This window comes from Janthinobacterium svalbardense, from assembly GCF_002327145.1.
Classification (GTDB): Bacteria; Pseudomonadota; Gammaproteobacteria; order Burkholderiales; family Burkholderiaceae_D; genus Janthinobacterium; species Janthinobacterium tructae.
Genome location: NZ_CP023422.1, coordinates 1946628 through 1966972 on the forward strand (window position 1 = coordinate 1946628; position 20345 = coordinate 1966972).

Below are 20345 nucleotides of genomic sequence, written 5' to 3' on the forward strand. Positions count from 1 at the left end.
GTACCATGGAAGCACCAGAAATCATCAACATCAGCCGCTTTCCCGTGCTGAGTACGACGCGCGAGTGGCTGGCGCAGCACTTGCTGGGCGTCATCGCGCGTGGGGAAAAGACGGCGCTGTTTTTTGCCAATACCAACTTTATCGTGAAGAACCGCTTCGTACTGGAAGCTGATCCCTCGCGCCGCTACCTCATCGTCAACGATGGCGTCGGCATGGATATCGCCGCCAGGCTGATGCAGGGGCGCCGTTTCGCCGCGAATCTGAATGGCACCGATTTCACGCCGTACTTGTTCGAGCAAAGCGCGCAGCCGCTGCGCGTGTTCATGCTGGGCGCGCAACCCGACATCCTGGCCAAGGCAGTGACGCATGTGCGCACGGTGCTGGGGCAGGACGTCGTCGGCAGTTGCGATGGCCATGCCGGCATCGGCAGTGCGCCCGATCTGCTGCAGCAAATCAATGCGACGCGCGCCCAAGTCGTGCTCGTGGCGATGGGCAACCCTATCCAGGAGCGCTGGATACTCGCCCATCAGGATGCCCTGGACGCCAACGTACTGGTCGGCGTGGGCGCGCTGTTCGACTTCTGGTCCGGCGGCAAGCGGCGCGCGCCTGCTTTTGTGCAGCGCATCCACATGGAGTGGTTTTACCGTTTGTTGCAAGAGCCGCGCCGGCTGCTGCGACGCTATACCTGGGACATCCTGGTATTCTTGCGCGAATGCGCCAGGTACCGCTGACGCGGTCGCCAGCAAGATGACAGTCTGTCATGTTGCAATGCGCAAAAAATAGTATGAAAAAGGTAAGAGTGTTGCCAAATTGGTGATATTCTATCGCTTCGGGTAGGCGCAAGCAGAGTTCGGCGTCCCCATCGACATTGGAGCGTGAAATGAAAGCAATGATTTTGGCCGCAGGAAAAGGGACGCGCGTGCGCCCGCTGACCTATGACTTACCCAAGCCCATGATCCCCATCCTGGGCAAGCCCGTGATGGCCTATCTGATCGAGCACCTGGCCAAGTATGGCGTGCGCGACATCATGGTCAATGTCAGTTACCTGCATGAAAAGATCGAAGAGTATTTCGGCGACGGTCACCAGTATGGCGTGCAGATCGGCTACTCGTTCGAAGGCTATATGACCGATGCCGGCGTGGTGGTGCCGCAGCCGATAGGCTCGGCCGGCGGCATGAAGAAGATCCAGGAATTCGGTGGCTTTTTTGACGATACCACCATCGTCCTGTGCGGTGATGCGGTGATCAACCTCGACATCCAGTCGGCCCTGTTCGAGCATCGCCGCAAGGGGGCGCTGGCCAGCGTGATCACGCGCGAAGTACCGTGGGACAAGGTGTCGAGCTATGGCGTGGTGGTCAGCGACAAGGATGGCCGCATCAAGGCGTTCCAGGAAAAGCCCAGCCAGGAAACGGCCCTGTCGAACCATGTCAGCACCGGCATCTATATTTTCGAGCCTGCCGTGCTGGACTTGATACCCAAGGACACGGTCTTCGACATCGGCTCGGACTTGTTTCCCTTGCTGGCAGAAAAAGGCTTGCCTTTCTACGCCCAGTCGCGCACGTTCAACTGGATCGATATCGGCAACATCAAGGATTACTGGGAAGTATCGCAAAGCGTCATGATGGGGGAAGTGGCCCACATGGACGTGCCTGGCGTACAGTTGGAAGAGGGCATCTGGGTGGGCTTGAATACGAGCATAGAGTGGGAAGGCACGCACATCGAAGGGCCCGTGTATATCGGCTCGGGCTGCAAGATCGAAGCGGGTGCCACCATCATCGGCCCCACCTGGATCGGTCATGGCAGCCATATCTGTTCCGGTGCGCGCGTGGTGCGCAGCGTGCTTTTTGAATATACGCGCGTGCTGCAGAACATTGCTCTGGAAGAAGTTATCGTCTTCAAAGAATACAGTGTCGACCGCAACGGAGAGATGAAACACGTGTCCGAATGCCTGACCGATCAATGGTCGAACGCGCGCGACCGGCGCAGCAAGCGCCGCAGCCCCGTTGAACTTGCATTATTGAAATAAATTGAGGACGTCCACCATGAAGATTTATCCCGTCATCCTGTCCGGCGGCGCCGGCAGCCGCCTCTGGCCCCTGTCGCGCGCAGCGCTGCCCAAGCAGTTGTTGCCGCTGGTATCAGATAAAACCATGCTGCAGGAAACGGCGCTGCGCCTGGCTGGCTGGCCGGAGATGATGGCACCGTTGCTGATCTGTGGCGACGAGCACCGTTTCCTGGTGGCCGAGCAGATGCGCGATATCGCCATCGAACCGTTGGCCATCATGCTCGAATCGGTGGGCCGCAACACGGCGCCGGCCGTCGCCGCTGCCGCCTGGTATTTGCAAGCGCTCGACCCGCAAGCCATCATGCTGGTGTTGCCTGCCGATCACGTCATTGAAGACCGGGCGGCCTTTCATGCAGCCATCGAAAATGCGCTCCAGGCCGCCTCGCAAGGCGCGCTGGCCACCTTCGGCATCGTGCCGACGGCGCCGGAAACGGGGTATGGCTACATCCGTCGCGGCGCAGCCATCGCGGGCAGCGAAGCGTGCTACCAGATTGACCGTTTCGTGGAAAAACCCGATGCGCAGAGCGCGGCCGGTTTTGTTGCCAGCGGCGACTACTTCTGGAACAGCGGCATGTTTCTCTTCAGCGCCGCCAGCTATTTGCAGGAATTGAAGCAATTCCAGCCCGCCATGGCCGGCGCCACCGAAGCGGCAGTGCGCCTGGCTTACCGCGACCTCGATTTCTGCCGTCTGAGCGAGAAGGAGTTCGCCGCCTGTCCCGCCGACTCCATCGATTATGCCGTGATGGAACACACGAGCCGCGCCGTGGTCGTACCGGCCGATATCGGCTGGAGCGACGTGGGCTCCTGGTCCGCGCTGCGCGAGGTCTTGCCGCGCGATGCAGCCGGCAATGCCGTGCGCGGCGATGTGTATCTGGACGACGTGAGCAATTCGCTGGTGCGCGCCGAAAGCCGCATCGTGGCGCTGATCGGCGTGCAGGACGTGGTTGTGGTGGAAACCGCGGACGCCGTGCTGGTAGTGCACAAGGACCAGGTGCAGCGCGTCAAGCAAGTGGTTTCCCACTTACAAAGCACCGGCCGTACCGAGCATTTGCAGCACACCAAGGTGTATCGTCCATGGGGTTGCTACGAAGGCATCGACCTGGGCGACCGTTTCCAGGTCAAGCGCATTACGGTCAATCCTGGCGGCAAGCTGTCCCTGCAGATGCATCATCACCGCGCCGAACACTGGATCGTCGTCAGCGGCACGGCGCAGGTGACGTGCGGCGATGAAGTCAAGTTGCTGAGTGAAAACCAGTCGACCTACATTCCTATCGGCATGACGCATCGCCTGGAAAATCCCGGCCGCCTGCCACTGCACCTGATCGAAGTGCAGTCCGGCAGCTACCTGGGCGAAGACGATATCGTGCGCTACGAAGATGTCTACAAACGCGTCTAGTACTTAAGCCCGCATGGGGCGCCAGGGCGACGGTTCTGGCGTTCCGAGGTTTTCATCGGGCAGCATTTTTCGGCAATATCGCTTGGTAAAGCAACGTCTTTCAAGGTAGATTAGCAACATGTCGCAAACGTTTCTTGCCCCCTTGACCAGTACAGGCCAGTCTCTCCGCTTTGAAATACCTGCTCTTACCCTTGCTCGCCAGCGTCCTGGTGCAGGCTGACGCCCGCGCCCAGTTCGTCGCCCCCGCCATGTCGCCGGCGCTATCGGCCGGGCAGCTGGCGCTGGTGGTCAACGACGATGAGCCCAATAGCGTGGCCATCGCCGACTATTATCGTCAGGCGCGCAATATACCGGCAGCCAATATCGTTCACGTGCGCATCGCCAATCGTCCGCATAAGCTCAGCGCCGTCGAGTTCGCCACGCTGAAAAAGCAGATCGACAGCCAGCTCAGCCCTGAAATCCAGGCCGTGCTGATGGTCTGGACGGCGCCGTACGCCGTCGAATGCAATTCCATCACTGCCGCCTACACCTTGGGCGTCGATGCGGGACTGTGTGCACGCAGCTGCAGCGCGGGCCAGCCCAGCGCCTATTTCAATGCCGCGCACGGCCTGCCGTATGCGCAATACAAGATGCGCCTGAGCATGCTGTTGCCCACCGAATCGGTGGCGCAGGCGCGCCAGCTGATCGAGCGTGGCGTCAGCGCCGGTTTTCGCCTGCAGGAAGCGAATGCGTATTATTTGACGACCGGTGAAACGGCGCGCAACAGCCGTGCGCCGTTTTTCCCGCCGGCAGGACGTTTGCCGACAAAAAAACTGAACATCAAACGCCTGCGCGCCGACGAGCTCGACGGCGCAACGGACATCATGGTCTACCAGACGGGCATGGCGCGCGTGGCCAAGCTCGACACGCTCAAGTTTGCACCGGGCGCGCTGGCCGATCATTTGACGTCGTATGGCGGCGACTTGCTGGGAACAGGACAGATGAGCAGCTTGCGCTGGCTCGAGGCTGGCGCCACGGCCAGTTATGGCAGCGTTAGCGAACCATGCAATTATTGGCAGAAGTTTCCGCAACCGACGGTGCTGCTGCAGCACTATCTGTCCGGCGATACGGCGATCGAGGCTTACTGGAAGAGCGTGGCCTGGCCGGCGCAGGGCATCTTCATCGGCGAGCCGTTGAGTACACCATACCGACGCTGACCGGTAGTGCTTAGCTGCTGCGGCGGCGCAGCGCCAGGCTGACGAGGGCCAGTCCGGCCAGCAGCATGGCCCAGGTGGATGCTTCCGGGACGGCCGGGATATTCGGATCGACCGGCGTCACCACCGGTGGCGTGACGATGGGCGGCGTGACGACGGGCGTCTCTGGCGTCTCCGCGCCCGCAACGGGCGGATTGGTACCAAACACGCCAGGGTCGCCGGAAGCGCCGCCAGTGGCGCCGGGGCTGACGAAGCTGGCAGCTGCCAGGCGTTCGGTGCCACCAGCACTCGCCGCAGGCCAGCCGACCCAGCCAGCCGGCGCGAATGGCTGCAACGTTGATGCCGTATTGAAACTGTCCGTACCCGTGCTGGTCAAGGCGCCAGGTATGGAAGCGAGCGGACGGCTGCTCACGCTGGTGAACTCCAGTGCATCCGATGGCAAGCGTTTTACGCCGGTCTTGGCATCGTCGCTGGGCAGGCTGCGGTGGTAGGCGGCATCGTCACCGACGCTGCTGACCTCGCCGGGACCGACGCCATCATTCTTGAATTCATCATAATTGATATCGCCATTGGACAGGCTGCACGGGCTGGCCACGCCTTCCATGCTGACGTTGGATGCGCCCTGGCCCTGCGCTTTCGTGTTTCCATCTTGCATCGACTGCGAGCAATTCGGTTTTTTGCCAGGCGGCACGGCTTGCGGATTGACATAGTAACCAGCGTAGGTATTCGCCTGGGCCGGCAGCAGGGGCAGCAGCAGCGATCCTGCAAGCAACAGTGTTGAGTATGAAGGGTAACTATTTTTTCTCATGATCAATCTTTCCTATCTCTGCTGTTTGCCCGTTGCCGCGGCTGCTGTTTGCCGCCGGATGTTTATCTAGCGCAAACAAATGGTAGCATACTTGTACTCTACGCAATTTCTCATAGCTTATTTTTATTATCATTTCATACATTTATGCATACTTTTATGCAACAAAATAGTGTGTGATAGACCAGCTTGCCATTCCTGTACGTGCAAAGTGCATGCATTCCCATCAACTTTTGTCATCAAGCTGTCACGCTTGAATATTACTATGGCTTAATGGTAAAAAGACTATTTAATTGACCAATGTTGTTGCCATAAATTCAGCGCCGCCTGCTTGTATTGGCAGGCCGGAACTTTAATTGCCACCAGGAATTTTTATGAAGAATAGTTACACGCCGGCTCGCCCTGCATTGCCCGGACTGTCCCTGCGCGCCGCGCCGTGGCGCCTGAGCCTCATGGCCGGCTTGCTGTCGTCGTTGGGCATGCCGGCACTGGCCGCTTCCGATATCGTCATCAGCCAGGTGTATGGCGGTGGCGGCAATACGGGGGCGCTGTACCGCAACGATTTCATTGAATTGTTCAACCGTGGCGCCAGTCCCGTGAACTTGAGCAACTGGAGCGTGCAATATGCCTCCGCCGCTGGCAACAACTGGGCAGTGACGGCCTTGCCGGCTATCGATTTGCAAGCAGGCCAGTATTTGCTGGTGCAGCAAGCCAAGGGCGCGGGCGGCACGCAGGACTTGCCCACGCCTGATGCCTCGGGCAGCTTGGCCATGTCGGGCACGGCGGGCAAGGTGTTGTTGAGCAATAGCAAGACGGCGCAAACGCTGGCCAACCCGACGGGCGCAGCCGTCATCGACCTGGTCGGCTTCGGCACGGCCACCGGTTTCGAGGGCAATGTGGCGCCCGCGCCATCGAATACCCTGTCGATTGCGCGCGCGAACGGCGGCTGCAGCGATACGGACGACAATGGCTTGGACTTCGCCAGCGGCAGCGTGACGCCGCGCAACACGGCCTCTCCGCTGAATGTTTGCGGCGGCCCCGTGGTGCACCAGATTATCACCAGCTGCCCCGCCAGCCTGGCCTTGGCCGTGGGCAATGGCGGCAACGCCGTGCTGCGCGCTTCCGACGTCGATGGCGTCGTGAATGCCGCCATCTTGAGTTCGCCCGCCGTGGCCGGCATCAGCCTGGCCAGTTTCAGCGCTGCCGGCGTGGCTGGCGAAAGCGCCAGCGTCAACCTGCTGGTGGCCGCTGGCGTGCCGGTGGGTAATTACCCCGTCATCGTCAGTTTCAGCAACGACCAGCAGCAGAGCGCCAGCTGCAAGATTGATGTCGCCGTGCAGGGCCTGGCCGCCATCAGCCATACGATTCCGCAAATCCAGGGCAGCGGCGCGGCCAGCCCGTACGCCAATTCCGTGCAGACAACCGAAGGCGTGGTGACACTGAAAGTGGGCACCGGCTTCTTCATCCAGGACGCGGCCGGCGACGGCGACCCGTCGACGTCGGACGGCATCTTTGTCTACACGGGCAATACCGGCACCACGGTGCAGCCAGGCGAACTGGTGCGCGTGACGGGCACGGTGTTTGAATACACGCCCACGGGCGCAAAGAATTCCTACACGGAATTGAAAGACGTGACGGCCATCCTCACGCAAAGCGCGGGCCACGCCGTTGTGCCGACGAATGTGACGTTGCCTGACGCCAATCTAGCGGCCGTGGAAGGCATGCTGGTGCGCTTCACGCAGCCTTTGACCGTGTCGCAGAACGCCTACCTGGGCGCGCGCGGCGAGCTGAGCCTGTCGGCCGGACGGCGCGAAGTGCCGACCAACCGCTACCCAGCCGGATCAAACGAAGCGCAAGCCTTGATCGCGGCCAATGCGAACAACCTGATCGTGCTCGATAATGGCATCTTCGTTGCACCGCCGACGATACCGTACATCGGCCAGGATGGCACCGTGCGTAGCGGCGATACGGTCGCCGACCTGACGGGCGTGGTCGACTTTGGTGCCATCGGCGGTGGCGGCGCCGCGTACAAACTGCAGCCGACGCAAGTACCGCAGTTTTCGCGCGACAATCCGCGTGCGGCCAGCCCGGAATTGCCTACTGGTAACGTCAAGGTGGCCAGCGCCAATGTGCTTAATTTCTTCACGACCTTCACCAATGGCAGCAACGTGTTTGGCCAGACGGGACAGGGCTGTACCCTGGGCGCGTCGACAAGCAAGAGCAATTGCCGCGGTGCCGACAACCTGGCTGAATTCGTGCGCCAGCGCGACAAGATCGTCGCCGAACTGAAAGCCATCGATGCCGACGTGGTGGGCTTGATGGAAATCCAGAACAATGGCGAGACGGCCGTCACCTACCTGGTCGAGCAACTGAATGCGGCCATCGGCGGCGTGAGCTATGCCGTGGTGCCGAAACCGGCCGCGACCGGTACGGATGCCATCCGCGTGGCGATGATCTACAAGCCGGCCAAGCTGGGCCTGGTGGGCGGCGCCTTGTCGGATGCCAATGCCATCAACAACCGTCCGCCGATGGCGCAAACCTTCCGCGCCGGCAATGGCGAGAAATTCTCGCTGATCGTCAATCACTTGAAATCGAAGGGCAGCTGCCCGTCGGGCGGGCCGGACGCGGACAACAACGATAGCCAGAGTTGCTGGAACGCCACGCGCGTGCAGCAGGCGCAGCGGCTGGTGGGCAGTTTCGTGCCGCAAGTGGCAGCCGCTGCCGGCGACGCTGACGTGCTGGTCATCGGCGACCTCAATTCGTATGGCGCGGAAGACCCGATCCAGGTCATCACGGGCGCCGGCTTCGTCAATGAACTCGAACGTTTCGTGCGCCCGTCCGGCATGCCGTATTCGTATGTGTTTGGCGGCCAGAGCGGCTACCTCGACCATGCGCTGGCCAGCGCCGCGCTGAGCCCGCAAGTGGCCGGTGTTGCCGAGTGGCATGTCAATGCCGACGAGCCGGAAGTGATCGACTACAACATCGATGCGGCCAAGCCGCAAGACTTGTACAACGCCTTGCCGTACCGCGCCTCGGACCACGACCCCGTCGTCGTCAGCCTGGACTTGCAGCCCGCCTACCGCGATATCACGGCCGCCGTGGCGCAAGCCAGCTCCGGCCTGGCGTATAACCGCGTGACGCAGAAATACACGGGGACGTTTGCCTTCACCAACACGGGCACGAGCACGCTCAGCGGCCCGTTCCAGGTGGTGTTTGGCGCCTTGCCGGCTGGCGTGACCCTGGCCAACGCCACGGGCAGCCATGCCGGCGCCGCGTACGTCAGCGTCAACGCGGCCAGCCTGGCGCCAGGTGCGACGGCTTCGTTTGTCGTCAGTTTCAGCAATCCGTCGAAAGTGACGATCAACTACTCGGCCAGCATCTTCGCCGGCAACTTCTAAGGACATCACCATGTTTGCAACGACACTCAACCGTACCTTGCGCCACGCCGTGCTGGCCGCCTTGCTTGCTGGCAGCTCCAGCCTGGCGCTGGCGGGCCCGCTCAGTTACCACGTGGAAATCGACACCAGCCAGTTTTCCGGCGCCGGCTTCCTCGACTTTGCCTTTATCGCCGGCAACAGCCCCGCACCGGGCGCCAGCGCTGTGCTCAGCAATTTCTCGGGCGCGTTCGGCGCGCTGGCGTCGCAGGAAGGCAATGTCAGCGGCAGCGTGCCGGGCACCTTGACCTTCGGCAATAGCGGCGCCTACAACGACTGGTTTCACAACGTGACCCTGGGCGGCAAGTTCGCCTTCAACGTGGTCTTTGGCGGCTGCTTCCTGAACACGGCCGGCAACGCGGGCACGACCTTTGGCGTGGGCTTGCTCGACGCCAGCGCCGGTTCATACCTGGGCAACGTGAATGGCAACCTGGTGCAGTTCGAACTGACGCCGGTCAACGGTGGCTTGCCCGCCAGCATCGCCGGCAGCACCTATGCCAGCATCGCGTCGATATCGGCCGTGCCGGAAGCGTCGGAATGGATGATGCTGACGGGTGGCCTGGCACTGATCGGCTTTGCCTTGCGCCGCCGCCAGCGCCTGCCAGCGGCGTAAGCACCGGCTCTGCCGGCCCGGGCCAGGCTTCAGCGCTGCGCATCGGGCACGCTGCGCGCGCCCCTGTCATTGACATGCTCTTCGGTGCTGGGTGAGACGCGCGCGACGAGGGGACTGGCGCGCAGGCGCTTGACCTCGGCTGGCGTGAGCAGGGCGGCAAAGCCGTTCAGCGTGGCCGTGTAGTGGTGTTGCACGCTGGCTTCGGGTACCAGCGCCAGCACGGCGCGCCGTTGTGCCTCGGCCTGCGTTGCCCGGGCTTCGCGCTGCGCCGCGCCTGGCGCGGCAGCCGTTGGCGCCGCTGCCGGCAATTGCACGGGTAATTGCACAATATACGCCTGGCGCGTGGGGCGGCCGATGCGCCGGCCGGCTGCGCCATGGCGCCAGCGAGAATGGCCAGACCCAGATGGAATGCGGACATGCGTGCTCCTTCGGTTCGCGGCGGCGGCATGCCACCCGTGCACTGATTGTACGCGTGCTGCGCGGCAGGCGGCGCGCGCGGCGCAACATGGCGTTTTGCGCAAGTTCAGGCTTTTTGCTGAAGTTTTGTTATTTACAATACAAAGAAAAGATTGTATTAACCATAAGCGGCATGGTAGCCTGATATGCATCAGGCAAGCGTGTCACTCCTGCGTGCGGCCATCAGCTGCGCATGGGGGGGGCAATGTCGAAGGCAGGCAAGAGGGAGTTAGCGGATGCAAGCAGCACACAGGCATAACTTGGCAGCAGCGCGCGGTGCGCGTGGTTTTACATTGCTCGAATTATTGGTCGTCATCGTGATCATCGGCTTGCTGGCGGCGTATGTCGGCCCCAAGTATTTTGCCCAGCTGGGCAAATCGGAAGTGACGGTGGCCAAGGCGCAGATCGAGGCGTTTGAAAAGTCGCTCGATACCTATCGCCTCGACGTGGGGCGCTACCCGACCACGGAAGAAGGGCTGGGCGCGCTGCTGGTGGCGCCGCCGGCTGCCGGCACGCGCTGGAATGGACCGTACCTGAAAAAGGCCGTGCCGCTCGACCCCTGGGGCCATGCCTATCAATACCGCGCGCCCGGCAGCAAGGGCGAGTACGACATCGTCTCGATGGGCAAGGATGGCCAGCCCGGTGGCAGCGGCGAGAACGCCGACATCAGCGCGCAATAGCGCCAGCGCCACTCCTCCCTCACGGATACGCCATCATGCAGTTTGAAGTTCGCGCGCTCTCCACGGACCAGGCAGCGGCCACCTTGTCGACCTGCGTGATTGACGCGCGCGACGAAGCACACGCGCGCCGCCAGGCCGAGGCGCGGGGCCTGTTTGTCAGCGCCATCCGGCCGCTGCGGGCCACTCCGTTCAGCGCGGCCGGACGCCAGCGCGCGCGCGCGCTGCCCCTGTTGCTGTTCAGCCAGGAATTGCTGGCGCTATTGACAGCGGGTCTGGGCATCGTCGAGGCGCTCGAAGCCCTGCTGGAAAAGGAAGCGGCACTGGCCACGCGCAGCGTGCTCACGCGCCTGCTGGAAGGCTTGCGCGAAGGCAAGCGTTTTTCCGCCGTGCTGGCAGAGCAGGCCGAACTGTTTCCACCGCTCTACATCGGCATCGTCAAGGCGGCCGAAGGCACGAGCGACTTGCCGCGCGCGCTGTCGCGCTATATCGACTACCAGCAGCGCATCGATGCGGTGCGCTCAAAAATCGTCAGCGCCGCCATCTATCCCGCCATCCTGCTGGCCGTGGGCGGTGGCGTCAGCGCCTTCCTGATCACCTATGTCGTGCCGCGCTTTGCCGAGGTCTACCAGGGCGCCGGGCGCAATTTGCCGTGGATGTCGCAAGTCATGCTCAGCTGGGGCCAGTTCGTCACCGAACACGGCCTGGTCCTGCTGCTGGCGCTGGCGCTGGCCGGCAGCGTGTTGCTGACCGCCGTGCGTCGCGTGCTGCGCAACGGCGGCGTGGCGCGCCTGCTGGCAAAGCTGCCCGGCATCGGCGAGCGCGTGCGCATCTATGAATTGTCGCGCCTGTACCTGACGCTGGGCATGCTGGCAGAAGGCGGCATCACCATCGTGCAGGCAATTTCCACCGTGCAAGCGATGGTCTCGCCGCGCATGCAGGCGTCGTTGCGCCAGGCGCGCGCGGCCATCGAGGCGGGCCAGCCGCTATCGTCGGCCTTTGAACAGCATCAACTAACGACGCCCATTTCCCTGCGCATGCTGCGCGTGGGCGAGCGCACGGGCGACATGGGCCCCATGCTGACGCAGTCGGCGGCCTTTTACGACGGTGAAATCAGCCGCTGGATCGACCGCTTCACGCGCACCTTCGAGCCGCTGCTGATGGCCGCCATCGGCCTGATCGTGGGCGCCATCGTGATCCTGCTGTACATGCCCATCTTTGACCTTGCCGGCGATATTTCATGATGCACACCAGTCCCGAACCCATCGCGCCCATCGCGCCCGGTCAGACCATCGACGTTGCGCTGATGCAGCGCGCGCGCGCCCTGTGCCGGCACTCGAAGCGCAGCCTGGTCGAGGAATTGCAGCAACTGAGCGGCATCGAGGCGCGCCAGGTGGTGCGCGAACTGGCGCGCCCCTTCGGTCTGGCCGTGCTGGAGACAACCGACATGCTGGCATTTTCTCCTGCCTTCGACCTGCTGCCGCTGTCGCAGGCGCTGGCGCGCCACAGCGTGCTGCTGCGCGCCGCCGATGGCCAACTGGTGGGCGTGATCGCCGACCCGTTCGACCTCGACCTGCAAACCTGGCTGGGCGCGCGCGCGGGACAGGCCAGCTTGACTGTGCGCCTGGCGCTGCAGGCCGACATCGGCGCCTACCTGTCGAAGCAGGAAGAATCGGCGCGCGCCGTCGACAACCTGCTGCCCGGCGCAGCGAACGATGCGCGCCGCGACGGAAAGACGGCCGCCGTGCTGTCGTTCGCCAGCGTGTCGGAAGCGGCCAGCCCCGCCGTCAAGCTGGTCAACTCGACCCTGTACGACGCGCTGAAGGCGGGCGCCTCGGACATCCACCTGGAAAGCACGGCCGGCGGCCTGGCCGTCAAGTACCGCGTCGACGGCGTGCTCGATCACGCCACTTCGGTCAACGGCACCGAAGTGGCCGAACACATCATCTCGCGCCTGAAAGTGCTGGCCGAACTCGATATCGCGGAGCGCCGCGTGCCGCAGGATGGCAGTTTTCGCGTCGAGGCGGGCGGGCGCGAAATCGATTTGCGCGTCTCCATCATGCCCAGCATCCATGGCGAGGACGCCGTCATCCGCATTCTCGACAAGCGCGCCATGATCGAGGCGTACGGCGCGCTGACGCTCGAAGCACTGGGCTTTGACGCCCCATCGCTCGAAGCGTTGCGCGCGCTGGCGCAGGAAGCCTACGGCATGCTGCTCGTCACCGGTCCCACGGGGTCGGGCAAGACCACGACTTTATATGCGGCGCTGACGGAAATCCATAACGGGCGCGAAAAGATCATCACCATCGAAGACCCCGTCGAATACCAGCTGCCCGGCATTTTGCAGATACCCGTGAATGAAAAGAAGGGGCTGACCTTTGCCAAGGGCTTGCGCTCGATCCTGCGCCACGACCCCGACAAGATCATGGTGGGCGAAATCCGCGACCGCGAGACGGCGGAGATCGCCGTGCAGTCGGCCTTGACGGGCCACCTGGTGCTCACCACCGTGCACGCGAACAATGTGTTCGACGTGTTTGGCCGCTTCACGCACATGGGCATCGACCCGTATGCCTTCGTCTCGGCCTTGAACGGCATCTGGGCGCAGCGCCTGATTCGCACCAATTGCCCGCACTGCGCCACGCCGTACACGCCGGACGATGGTGAGCTGGCCAGCGTTGGGCTGGTGCGCGCCGACGTTGATGCATATGAATTCAAGCAGGGCAAGGGCTGTGGCGACTGCCGCGGCACGGGCTACAAGGGCCGCCGCTCGATCGCCGAAATCCTCGTGCTGACCGATGAAATCCGTGAACTCATCGTCGACAAGAAACCGATCCGCCAGATCAAGGCGGCCGCGTATGCGAACGGCACGCGCAGCCTGCGCCTGGCGGCGCTGGAACTGGTCAGGCGGGGCGCCACCACCATCACGGAAATCAAGAGGGTCACCCTGCATGCGTAGAAGTTTTGGAATGGGTTTGCGCCTGGGCGTAGCGGCGGGCAGCGTCAGCCTGTGGCGCACCAGCCGCTGGCGCGCACCGGCATGGACCCTGCTGCGCGAGGTCGCGTATGTGCCCGACACCGGCCTGCATGGCAACTTTGCCGCCCTGGGACAGGTGCTGGAGCAGGTGCTGGAAGCGGGACAATACGCGCGCTGGCCCTTGTCCGTGGTGCTCGACGATGCGTTGGCGCGCCTGTGGCAGGTTGACCTGCCGCAAGGCGCCACGCGCCTGGCCGATATCGAGGCTGCCGCCGCGCTGCGTTTCCAGTCGCTGTATGGCGATCCTCCCGGTCTGTGGCAAAGCAGCCACGCCTGGGACGCGCGCGCGCCGTTTTTTTGTGCCGTGCCGCGCGCGCTGCTGGCGCAACTTGCCCGCGTGGCCCTGGACCGCCAGCTGGCATTGATCTTCATCACGCCGCAATTCGTGCGCCACTGGAACCGCTGGCACGGCGCGTTGAAAGCGGACGCCTGGTTTGGCCAGTTGCAGGAGAACACCTTGACCTTGGGCGTACGGCACGCTGGCCGCCTGCGCGCCGTGCGCGCACTGCCCGTGCCCCCGGACGCCGGCCATGGCTGGCTGGTGCAGACACTGGCGCGCGAGGCGCTGCTGCAAGGCGTATCGGCGCCCGTGCTGCTGCAGCTGTGCGGCGCGCCGCCGCCCGCATGGCTGACGCAGGCGAAAGAGTTCCACTGCCAGATTTTTTCCACGCCAGACGGGGACGGTAGCTTGTCGCCGGCCGCTCGGCTGGCCTGCAGCGGAGGCGTGGCATGACGCGCCTCGATATTGATTTCGCGCCAGCAGGCTGGCGCCGCAGCCTGCACCGCGTGCCCGCATGGGCATGGATCACGGGGGGGCTGGGCGTGGCGCTGATCGCCACGGCGGCGTACGGCGGCAGCGCCGCGCTGCAGCGCCAGCAACTGCGCGAGGGGCAGTTGCAGCGCGCGCAGCAGCGCGTCGCGCAAGCCACGCAGGGACCGGTACCCGTGGCGATCGTGCCGATTGCACCGGCGCAGGCGGCGGCCGTGAATGCGGCCATCCTGCAACTGAATCTGCCGTGGCGCGACGTGCAGGATGCGCTGGCCTCGGCCACTCCGCCCGGCATCGCGCTGCTGGCGCTGGAGCCGGACGCGCGCAAGCGCGTGCTGAAGATCACGGCCGAGACGACTGGCAGCGACGCCATGGTGGACTACATCGCGCAATTGAAGCGGCAGCAGCTGTTTGGCGTGCGCGTGCAGCTGCTGCGCCATGAAATCAATGAACTCGATCCTAACCGGCCCTTGCGCTTCCAGTTGGAAGCACGCTGGGGGGCGCCATGATGGCGATCGACCTGGCGATGCTGCGTTTGCGCGCGCAACTGTTGCTGCGCCGCGTGGGCGCGCCCGCCTGTATCGCCGTGGCCTCGCTGGTGCTGGGCATGGCCGCCTGGGCTTGGGCCTGGCAGCAGCGTGCCGTGGCCGCGCAGCTGGAAGCGCGTCCATTGCCGGTGGCCTCGCTGGCCGCAGTTGCTGCGGCACCGGTGGCGACATCGAGCGAGAACCTGGCGCGCTTCCATGCGACGCTGGGCCAGCAGCGCCACGTCGAGCAGCAAGTCAAGCTGCTGTTCGACCTGGCGGCGAAAAATGGCTTGCAGCTGGCGCAGGGCGAGTACAAGAGTGGCTACGACAAGGCCAGCCGCGTCGCCACTTACCAGGTGACCTTGCCACTCAAGGGCAGTTATGCGGCCGTGTGGCAGTTTGCACTGCAGGCGCTGCGCGCCATGCCGTTCGCCTCGCTTGACGAACTGAGTTTTCGCCGCGAGCAGATCGCCGACACGCAGCTCGAAGCGCGTTTGCGCCTGACGTTTTATTTAGCTGACAGCGCGGGAGGGGCGCCATGACGCCGCGCCATTATCTGCTGCTGGCCGGCGTGCTGGGCGCGGGCGCCTTGCTGCTGTTTGGCGAGCGCCAGCCCGTCTCCGAGGTGGCCGAGGCGGTCGAGCGGGCCGTGGCGCCCGCGCGCCAGCGCGCTGCCAGACCTGCCGTCGCACAGCCAGCCATCCTGGCGTTGCTGCCGCGCAGCGAGGTGGCGGGCGAGGATGGCGATACCTTTGGCGGCGCCGATGGCGTCTTCCAGAGCCAGAACTGGACTCCGCCGCCACCGAAAATGGTGGCCAGCGCCGCGCCGCCGCCACCGCCGCCGATGGCACCACCGCTACCGTTCGTCTACCTGGGCAAGGCGGCCGCCGATGGCGCCTGGGAAGTCTTCCTGTCGCGCGCCGACAAGACGTATATCGTGCGCGCCAATACCGTCATCGATGGCGCCTACCGGGTCGGGACGATCGCGCCGCCCGTCATGACGCTCACTTACCTGCCGTTGAACCAGGTTCAGCAGCTCAACATTGGAGTATTCGAGTGATGTCTCGTTCCTTTTCATCGGCGCTGCTGCCGGTACTGCTGGTGCTGCTGTCCGGCTGTGCCGGGCAGCAGGCCTACCGCGACGGGCGCGAGCTGATCGCGCAAAACCAGGTGCCGGCCGGCCTGCAAAAGCTGCAGGAAGCGCTGCAGCAGGACCCCGGCAACGTGCAGTACCGCAGCGCCTACCTGCAGGCGCGCGAACGGGCCACCAGCACCGGCCTGCAGCAGGCCGAGCGTCAGGCGCAAGCGGGGCAGAGCGAGCTGGCGCGCACGGGCTTTCTGGGCGTGCTGGAAATCGATGCGCAGAACGAGCGCGCCAACAGCGGCTTGCGCGCGCTCGAGCGCGAACAGCGCCAGGGAAAACTGCTGGCCGATGCACGCACGGCGTTTGATGCAAAACAATACGACCCGGCGCGCCAGCGCCTGAACGCCATCCTGACGGAGCAGCCGAATCATGCGGGCGCGCGCGCGCTGCTGCGCGAAGTCGATGAAAAGACGGCGCCGCCTATCGTCGAATCGGGCCTGGCCAAATCGTACAAGCAGCCGATCAGCATCGAGTTCCGCGACGCGCCATTAAAACAGGTGTTCGAACTGATCGCGCGCCGCTCGGGCCTCAATTTCGTCTTCGACAAGGACGTCAAGGCGGATGCGAAAACCTCGATCTTCCTGAAGAACAGCACGGTCGAATCGGCCATCTACTTCCTGCTGGTGACGAACCAGCTGGAGCAGCAGGTGATGGATGCGAACACGATCCTGATCTACCCGAACGTGGCGGCAAAATTGAAGGAGTACCAGGAAGTGCTGGTAAAGACCTTCTTCCTGGCGAACGCGGATGCCAAACAGGTGGCCAACACGCTCAAGACCATCCTCAAGACGCGCGACGTGGTGGCCGATGAAAAGCTCAACCTCGTCATCGTGCGCGACACGCCCGAGGCGATCCGCCTGGCCGAGCGCCTGATCGCGCTGCAGGACGTGCCCGAGGCAGAAGTGGTGCTGGAGCTGGAAATCCTCGAAGTCAAGCGCAGCCGCCTGCTGGAACTGGGCGTGGCCTGGCCGACAAGCCTGACCCTGACGCCGCTTTCCACCTCGGGCGGGATGGGCCTGACCATCAATGACCTGAATAACTTGAACCAGCGCAGCATCGGCGTGAGCGACCTGTCCGTGACGGCCAACATCAACAAGAAGGACGGCGATGCGAACATCCTGGCCAACCCGCGCATCCGCGTGCGCAACCGCGAAAAGGCGAAGTTCGTCATCGGCGACAGGGTGCCCGTGGTGACCACCACCATTTCGCCGGGCACGGGCGGCTTCGCTTCCGAATCCGTCAGCTACCTGGACGTCGGCCTGACGGTGAACGCCGAACCGACCATCTACCTGAATAACGAGGTGGGCATCCGCATTTCGCTCGAAGTGAGCAACCTGGGCGCGGCCACCATTACCAGGAGCGGCTCGACCCTGTACCAGATCGGCACGCGCCAGGCCTCGACCATGCTGCAATTGAAGGATGGCGAAAACCAGGTGCTGGCGGGCCTGATCAACAACGAAGAGCGCAGCTCGGGCAACAAGGTGCCGGGCCTGGGCGACATTCCCGTGCTGGGGCGGCTGTTCGGCAGCAGCAAGGATGACAGCCAGAAGACCGAGATCGTGCTGTCGATCACGCCGCACCTGGTGCGCACGGTACAGCGTCCGGAAGCGAAGGAATCGGAATTTTCTGCCGGCACGGAAGGCAGCTTTCGCCGCCGTCCCGACATGGCGGCCAAGGCAGCCACGCAGATGCCGGGCACGGTGATCGTGCGTTCCGGCCCGTCGGCCGTCGGTATGCAGGCGGTGGCGCCGCAGCCGCTGATGGTGCCGGGCCAGGTGCCGCAGACGCTGCCGCAGACGGTGGCCTCGCCAGAGGTGATGCCATCGCCCGAAACGCCTGCCGCCTCGCCGCTGCCGCTGTCCTCGGGCCAGCCCATGCCGCTGCCGGTGGCGCCCCTGCCGCTGTCGTCCGGCCAGCCCGTGCCGGTGGCGCAGCCACCCGCCAAATGAGGCTGGCGCATGCCGGGAAGGGGCAGGGCGGCTTCAGCCTGATCGAGCTGCTGGTGACCCTGGCCATTCTGGGCGTGCTGGCCACGCTGGTGGTGCCCGTCACGCAGGTGGCCATGCAGCGGCGCCAGGAGCAGGATTTGCGGCGCGCCTTGCGCGATATCCGCCAGGCTCTGGACGCGTACAAGCGCGCCGGCGACGAAGGACGCATCGTGCGCGTCACGGACGCCAGCGGCTACCCGAAAAGCCTGGAAGTGCTGGTTGAGGGCGTGCCGGACCAGCGCAACCCGAAACGCAGCAAGATGTTCTTCCTGCGCCGCGTGCCGCGCGACCCGTTCAATGCCGATGCCAGCCTCAGCGATGCGCAGACGTGGGGCCGGCGCAGCTACGCCAGCGAGGCGACCGAGCCGCGCGAGGGGGACGACGTCTACGATGTGTATTGCACATCCAGCAAGACTGGCCTGAACAATGTGCCTTACCGCTTATGGTGAACCATGGCTGCCGATAACCATGCTGCGCGCGCGCGCGGCTTTACCCTGATCGAACTGCTGGTGGTGCTGGGCATCGTGGCGCTGCTGCTGACTCTGGCCGTGCCGCGCTATTTTCCCAGCCTGGACAAGGCCAAGGAAACCGTGCTGGCGGACAACTTGCGCAATCTGCGCATCACCATCGACCAGTACCACGGCGATACGGGCCGCTATCCTGATACCCTGGAGCAACTGGTGGAGAAGAAATACCTGCGCGCCATGCCCATCGACCCGATCACGGAGAGCGAATCGACATGGCTGATCGTCGCGCCGCCTGACGAAACGCCGGGCCAGGTGTATGACGTCAAGAGCGGCGCGCCTGGCAAGGACCGCAACGGCACGCCGTTTGCCGACTGGTAGCTGCGATGCATGCTCGTGCGCACCGCCAGCGCGGCTTCACTTACCTTGGGCTGATCATCCTGGTGGCCATCCTGGGCTTGGTGGGCGCGGCCGGCCTGAAGATGGGTTCCCTGCTGCAGCGCCAGGCGGCCGAGCAGGAGCTGCTCGACATCGGCGCGCAGTTTTCCGATGCCCTGCGCAGTTATGCCGCCGCCACGCCCCCGGGGCAACCGCAGCAGCCGCCGACGCTTTCCGCCTTGCTGCGCGACCCCCGCGTGCCGCAGCTGCGCCGTCATCTGCGCAAACTGTATGTCGACCCCATCACGGGGCGTGCCGAGTGGGGCTTGCTGTACCAGCCCGGCAGTAATGGCATCATCGGCGTGCATAGCCTGTCGCCGGCCGCAGCGTTGAAAGTAGGGAACTTCGAGGCCCGGTTTGCCGGCTTCGACGGCAAGGCGCGGCTGTCGGAATGGCATTTCATGGTCGACGCACAAGCGCTCCAGCCGGCGGCGCAGGCTGGGGAAGCCGGCCTGGCAAATGAATCGGCCGCACGATCGCCAGGCGGTGCCGCCGCACTGCCGCCATCGTTATTTTCCCAACCTATTTCTGCGCAGCAAGAAGACGCGCCGCCAGAAGCGCCCCAGCTTCAGGCTCCGGCCGAGCTGCCAGGCGACGCAGCCGCAGCGCCAGTGCCCCGATAGCGGGCGGCTGGCAGCGGGACGACGCGTGCGGAATTATTTACCTATGGAAAGTGCCCGATATAGGCAAATAGTTCAGTCCGTAAATGGTTATCACCGATGAAACTTAGATAAAATATTTATAAGTAATTAGATGTATTTATGCTACCATTCTGTTCAGTACTTTCAGTACTAAAACTATTGGTGGCCTGCGCATCGCAGCCATAAATTAATTTTTAAGGGATAAACTATGAAATTGAAATTTATCGCTGCCGGCATTCTGGCTGCGGCGTCGTTCAGTGCTTCTGCAGGTGATCAAGTCATTAATGTTAGTGCTGATGGCGGCGCGCATGCCTTCAACGCCGTCGTTGGCAATGGCATCCTGTCCGGCGGCCTGGATGAAATCTTCCTCAACGGCTTGGGTGCTGGCAAGTACAACATCGGCTTGTCGATTACCGGCCAGCAACTTTCGTTTAATGCGCTGAAATCGAATTTGAACGGCAAGCTGGGTGAATCATTATCGATTGGCAGCCTGCGCTTCTTTGGCGTGGAATACACCGGTGTCGGTCCGTTCAAGCTGCAACTGTACGGTAACGCCTTGGCTGGCGGTAATTACTCGGGGACGTACAGCGTCAGTGCCGTGCCTGAGCCAGCAACCTATGGCATGCTGCTGGGCGGTCTGGGCCTGTTGGGCTTCATGGCGCGTCGCCGTGCCGCAAAAAAAGCAGCCTGATCACGCCACG

The 20345-nt window shown here is 63.6% G+C and carries 20 protein-coding genes; 18 read left to right on the forward strand and 2 right to left on the reverse strand.

Annotated elements, in window-relative coordinates; all coding sequences use genetic code 11:
* Nucleotides 1-5: 5 nt before the first annotated feature.
* The 4 genes from CNX70_RS08610 to CNX70_RS08625 all read left to right on the forward strand — a co-directional run bounded on the left by CNX70_RS08610 (nt 6) and on the right by CNX70_RS08625 (nt 4657).
* On the forward strand, nt 6-731 hold the full coding sequence (locus CNX70_RS08610; protein ID WP_096234367.1) for a WecB/TagA/CpsF family glycosyltransferase: 726 nt from the start codon (nt 6-8) through the stop codon (nt 729-731).
* Nucleotides 732-880: 149 nt separating this feature from the next.
* Nucleotides 881-2026 (forward strand): nucleotidyltransferase family protein, encoded by a 1146-nt coding sequence (locus CNX70_RS08615; RefSeq protein WP_096234368.1) that lies wholly within the window; start codon nt 881-883, stop codon nt 2024-2026.
* A 16-nt stretch (nt 2027-2042) separates the two neighbouring features.
* Entirely contained in the window at nt 2043-3461 is a 1419-nt protein-coding gene (locus CNX70_RS08620) for a mannose-1-phosphate guanylyltransferase/mannose-6-phosphate isomerase (protein WP_096234369.1), read from the forward strand.
* Nucleotides 3462-3652: 191 nt separating this feature from the next.
* Complete coding sequence (locus CNX70_RS08625) at nt 3653-4657, forward strand: TIGR03790 family protein (RefSeq protein ID WP_341865561.1); 1005 nt, start codon at nt 3653-3655, stop codon at nt 4655-4657.
* Between the two features lie 10 nt (nt 4658-4667).
* Here the strand turns inward: CNX70_RS08625 and CNX70_RS08630 are convergent, their stop codons facing one another.
* Nucleotides 4668-5426 (reverse strand): PEP-CTERM sorting domain-containing protein, encoded by a 759-nt coding sequence (locus CNX70_RS08630; RefSeq protein WP_096234370.1) that lies wholly within the window; start codon nt 5424-5426, stop codon nt 4668-4670.
* Between the two features lie 407 nt (nt 5427-5833).
* Between CNX70_RS08630 and CNX70_RS08635 the strand changes: the two genes are divergently transcribed.
* Nucleotides 5834-8857 (forward strand): ExeM/NucH family extracellular endonuclease, encoded by a 3024-nt coding sequence (locus CNX70_RS08635; protein ID WP_244199080.1) that lies wholly within the window; start codon nt 5834-5836, stop codon nt 8855-8857.
* A 10-nt stretch (nt 8858-8867) separates the two neighbouring features.
* Nucleotides 8868-9506: an NF038129 family PEP-CTERM protein gene (locus tag CNX70_RS08640; protein WP_096234371.1), complete on the forward strand. Its 639-nt coding sequence runs from the start codon at nt 8868-8870 to the stop codon at nt 9504-9506.
* Between the two features lie 29 nt (nt 9507-9535).
* On the opposite strand, the gene CNX70_RS28100 is transcribed toward CNX70_RS08640, so the two are convergent.
* Nucleotides 9536-9832 (reverse strand): protease inhibitor I9 family protein, encoded by a 297-nt coding sequence (locus CNX70_RS28100; RefSeq protein WP_157750954.1) that lies wholly within the window; start codon nt 9830-9832, stop codon nt 9536-9538.
* A 366-nt stretch (nt 9833-10198) separates the two neighbouring features.
* Between CNX70_RS28100 and gspG the strand changes: the two genes are divergently transcribed.
* The 12 genes from gspG (at nt 10199) to CNX70_RS08705 (ending at nt 20335) form a co-directional block, all read left to right on the forward strand.
* On the forward strand, nt 10199-10642 hold the full coding sequence (gspG, locus tag CNX70_RS08650; RefSeq protein WP_096234373.1) for a type II secretion system major pseudopilin GspG: 444 nt from the start codon (nt 10199-10201) through the stop codon (nt 10640-10642).
* Nucleotides 10643-10677: 35 nt separating this feature from the next.
* The gene (locus CNX70_RS08655; protein ID WP_096234374.1) at nt 10678-11883 is read left to right on the forward strand and encodes a type II secretion system F family protein; all 1206 of its coding nucleotides are present in this window, start codon (nt 10678-10680) and stop codon (nt 11881-11883) included.
* Nucleotides 11883-13595, forward strand: coding sequence for a GspE/PulE family protein (locus CNX70_RS08660; protein WP_096238344.1), 1713 nt, complete (start codon nt 11883-11885; stop codon nt 13593-13595). Before CNX70_RS08655 ends, CNX70_RS08660 begins: the two co-directional genes overlap by 1 nt.
* A gap of 10 nt (nt 13596-13605) precedes the next feature.
* On the forward strand, nt 13606-14406 hold the full coding sequence (locus tag CNX70_RS08665) for a hypothetical protein (protein ID WP_096234375.1): 801 nt from the start codon (nt 13606-13608) through the stop codon (nt 14404-14406).
* Nucleotides 14403-14951 (forward strand): hypothetical protein, encoded by a 549-nt coding sequence (locus tag CNX70_RS08670; protein ID WP_096234376.1) that lies wholly within the window; start codon nt 14403-14405, stop codon nt 14949-14951. The genes CNX70_RS08665 and CNX70_RS08670 overlap by 4 nt, the downstream gene beginning before the upstream one ends.
* Nucleotides 14948-15511: a hypothetical protein gene (locus CNX70_RS08675; RefSeq protein WP_096234377.1), complete on the forward strand. Its 564-nt coding sequence runs from the start codon at nt 14948-14950 to the stop codon at nt 15509-15511. Before CNX70_RS08670 ends, CNX70_RS08675 begins: the two co-directional genes overlap by 4 nt.
* Nucleotides 15508-16029: a hypothetical protein gene (locus tag CNX70_RS08680; protein ID WP_096234378.1), complete on the forward strand. Its 522-nt coding sequence runs from the start codon at nt 15508-15510 to the stop codon at nt 16027-16029. Before CNX70_RS08675 ends, CNX70_RS08680 begins: the two co-directional genes overlap by 4 nt.
* A complete protein-coding gene (locus CNX70_RS08685) occupies nt 16029-18062 on the forward strand; it encodes a secretin GspD/PilQ domain-containing protein (RefSeq protein ID WP_096234379.1) in 2034 nt (677 codons plus the stop codon). The genes CNX70_RS08680 and CNX70_RS08685 overlap by 1 nt, the downstream gene beginning before the upstream one ends.
* Entirely contained in the window at nt 18059-18550 is a 492-nt protein-coding gene (locus CNX70_RS08690) for a type II secretion system protein (protein ID WP_096234380.1), read from the forward strand. Before CNX70_RS08685 ends, CNX70_RS08690 begins: the two co-directional genes overlap by 4 nt.
* A 3-nt stretch (nt 18551-18553) precedes the next feature.
* Nucleotides 18554-18946, forward strand: a complete 393-nt coding sequence (locus tag CNX70_RS08695) for a type II secretion system protein (protein WP_096234381.1) — start codon at nt 18554-18556, stop codon at nt 18944-18946.
* A 5-nt stretch (nt 18947-18951) separates the two neighbouring features.
* Nucleotides 18952-19626: a type II secretion system protein gene (locus CNX70_RS08700; RefSeq protein ID WP_244199081.1), complete on the forward strand. Its 675-nt coding sequence runs from the start codon at nt 18952-18954 to the stop codon at nt 19624-19626.
* A gap of 226 nt (nt 19627-19852) precedes the next feature.
* Nucleotides 19853-20335 (forward strand): FxDxF family PEP-CTERM protein, encoded by a 483-nt coding sequence (locus CNX70_RS08705; RefSeq protein ID WP_096234382.1) that lies wholly within the window; start codon nt 19853-19855, stop codon nt 20333-20335.
* The last annotated feature ends 10 nt before the right edge of the window (nt 20336-20345 follow it).